Below are 2,250 nucleotides of genomic sequence, written 5' to 3' on the forward strand. Positions count from 1 at the left end.
CAACGCCCACTTCCGAATAATCCTCAAAAATCCCATGTCTATCACTCCTGACGCCCCCGACTGCTTTGCGCAGGGGCAAGGTTGCACATGGGTCAATTCTCAATGACAATTTCTGCTGTTGCCGGGTCAGTTCTCAGTGACAATCAACAATCAAGGCTTAGGTCGATATCGGTGACTAGCGGCGGCACGGCCCCAAACCCCTGCAACAGTGGTGGCAAATTTTCGGGGTCTTCAGGGCGCGGGTCGATGGTGATGGTTTTCTTGGATTGCCAAGTGCCATCTTCGCCGCGCCACCAAGTAAAGATCGCGCCTTGCAGGTTGGTCGTGTCGACCACCACACCGCAAAACCCGTAGGATTTCTTCGGGTCATGCGCGGGCCGAATTTCCAGCGCCATCTGGTAATTCTCGCCGAAATCCATGGTCTGGATGTTCTTGCGGCGGCGCAGATCCCAGAAATGGATCGAATGGCCATATTTGTTAGATAGCAAATCCTCTGGAACGACACCGTTTTCGAATTGCGGCGGCAGGCCCCATTCGGAACTAACCATGTAATCCTGCGGCAGGTTCCACCAGAAATCATAGTGTTTGTCCTGCTTGCCTCGGTCCATCTCATACTGACCGATGATCTCGAAGGTCTCACAATCCATGATGAAGATGCCGGGCGGGCCGTCCATGCCATCCTCGCCGCCGCCGCCAAGGGTGGAGACATAGATGCCCTCGGGGCCGCAATGGATCGTATGAGGGCGCGAATAACCGGTCTTGGCGAATACCTCTTCCGGTTCAATGGTCTTATGAATCTTCAGATCCAGCGGGTCTTTGGTGTCGATCACATATATCCGCGAGGACCGAATGCCCGGCACAATCAGGTAACGGCGTTCCAGAAATGCGTGCCCCGAAAGCGGCGACAGCGACGACGAGCAAGCGTTCCAGCCAAAATGATGGAATTCATCGCCCTTATTCGGCATCAGAAGCTGGTGAACAATGCTGCCATAGCCCTTAGATTTAGGATTCAGGTCCACGACAGCAATCCCATCGGGCTGCGCCGCATCGGGGCTTAGCATTACCACAAAGCCGTAATTCTCTACCGGGGCTTGCATGGCAAGCTGTGCTGTGGCGTGGAAAGTCGAGTCTGGTCTTAAAGTCATATCATCCTCCCTGAAGTGTAATGGCCTTTGGCGGGCCTCGCAGATTGTCGTTCCTTTCGTCGCAGTCTGACCGCTGCCTCCTCAAACCTCGGCCACGTTGCACAGTTGAATGGCGCCGCTAACGCGGGTCGCCAGTTCTATCAGTTTTCCGCCAATCGCTTGGCGCTGGTCCGGTCCGAATCGTCGGATCGGTCCCACCGCCCCGACGCTAAAGGTCGCGCCGATATTGCCGATGGACACGGGGGCTGCGACGCTGGAGATACCAAGGTCAATTTCCTGGTCGCAATCGGCAAAGCCGCGCGCCACGATCCGTTTGAAATCAGCGCGCAGATCTGCTTCTGTCGTCTTGGTATGCTCGGTATAGGCTTTCAGTGTGCCGCCGATGATACAATCCTGAAACTCTGGCTCCGCAAAAGCGGCAATGGCCTTGGAGCACGAACAAGCATGCATCGGTCGCACGCCCAGACCGGGGTGAATATAAGCGCGGGCCGGATCATCAGGCGTTTCGACATGGATGATCTCTACCTGCGAATTGCGGAACCGCGACAGGAACACGGTTTCATTGAACTGCACTGCGGCGGCCTTCAGCAATGGGGCCGCCGCACTGCGCACATCTACGTCGGATTTCCCCAAGAGCGCGATCCGGATCAACCGCTCGCCGATGACCACACGACCGTCGCCGGACGGCGCTTCGACCAACCCTTGGTCCTGCAAGGTCTGAAGCAATCTGTAGCAGGTTGGTTTGGGCAGCCCCGTGGCCTTCTGGACCTCCACCGCAGAGACGGGTCGCCCGGCAACGGCGATAATCTCCATGACTGCGATCAGACGTTCAAGATGCATACTACCCGAATCGGCTTGAAATATGAGACGTTGTCTTGAATTATGATACAGGCACACGCCAAAGCAAGACTTTATCAGGAGGACGCCCCATGCGCACACGCGCCGCCGTTGCCTTAGAGGCCGGAAAACCTTTGGAAGTCATGGAGGTAAACCTTGACGGGCCAAAGGCCGGAGAGGTTCTGGTCGAGATCAAGGCCACGGGCATTTGCCACACGGATGAGTTCACCCGCTCTGGCGCGGACCCCGAAGGGCTGTTTCCAAGCAT

1 protein-coding gene and 2 pseudogenes are annotated in these 2,250 nt (G+C 56.5%); 1 reads left to right on the forward strand and 2 read right to left on the reverse strand.

Annotated features, from left to right (window positions below):
* Positions 1-149: 149 nt before the first annotated feature.
* Both M3N55_RS16620 and M3N55_RS16625 read right to left on the reverse strand, forming a co-directional pair.
* Positions 150-1,145: pseudogene (locus M3N55_RS16620) on the reverse strand (selenium-binding protein SBP56-related protein); the annotation flags it as partial.
* Positions 1,146-1,226: 81 nt separating this feature from the next.
* Complete coding sequence (locus tag M3N55_RS16625; protein ID WP_249060974.1) at positions 1,227-1,985, reverse strand: IclR family transcriptional regulator; 759 nt, start codon at positions 1,983-1,985, stop codon at positions 1,227-1,229.
* A gap of 89 nt (positions 1,986-2,074) precedes the next feature.
* Between M3N55_RS16625 and M3N55_RS16630 the strand changes: the two are divergent.
* Positions 2,075-2,250, forward strand: a pseudogene (locus M3N55_RS16630) (S-(hydroxymethyl)glutathione dehydrogenase); the annotation flags it as partial.

The organism is Roseinatronobacter domitianus (assembly GCF_023336755.1).
In the GTDB taxonomy this organism is placed as follows: Bacteria; Pseudomonadota; Alphaproteobacteria; order Rhodobacterales; family Rhodobacteraceae; genus Roseinatronobacter; species Roseinatronobacter domitianus.

Excerpts from the sequence above, each read along its gene's own strand:
- M3N55_RS16625 (WP_249060974.1), bottom strand. The coding sequence starts at position 1,985 with ATGCATCTTGAACGTCTGATCGCAGTCATGGAGATTATCGCCGTTGCC.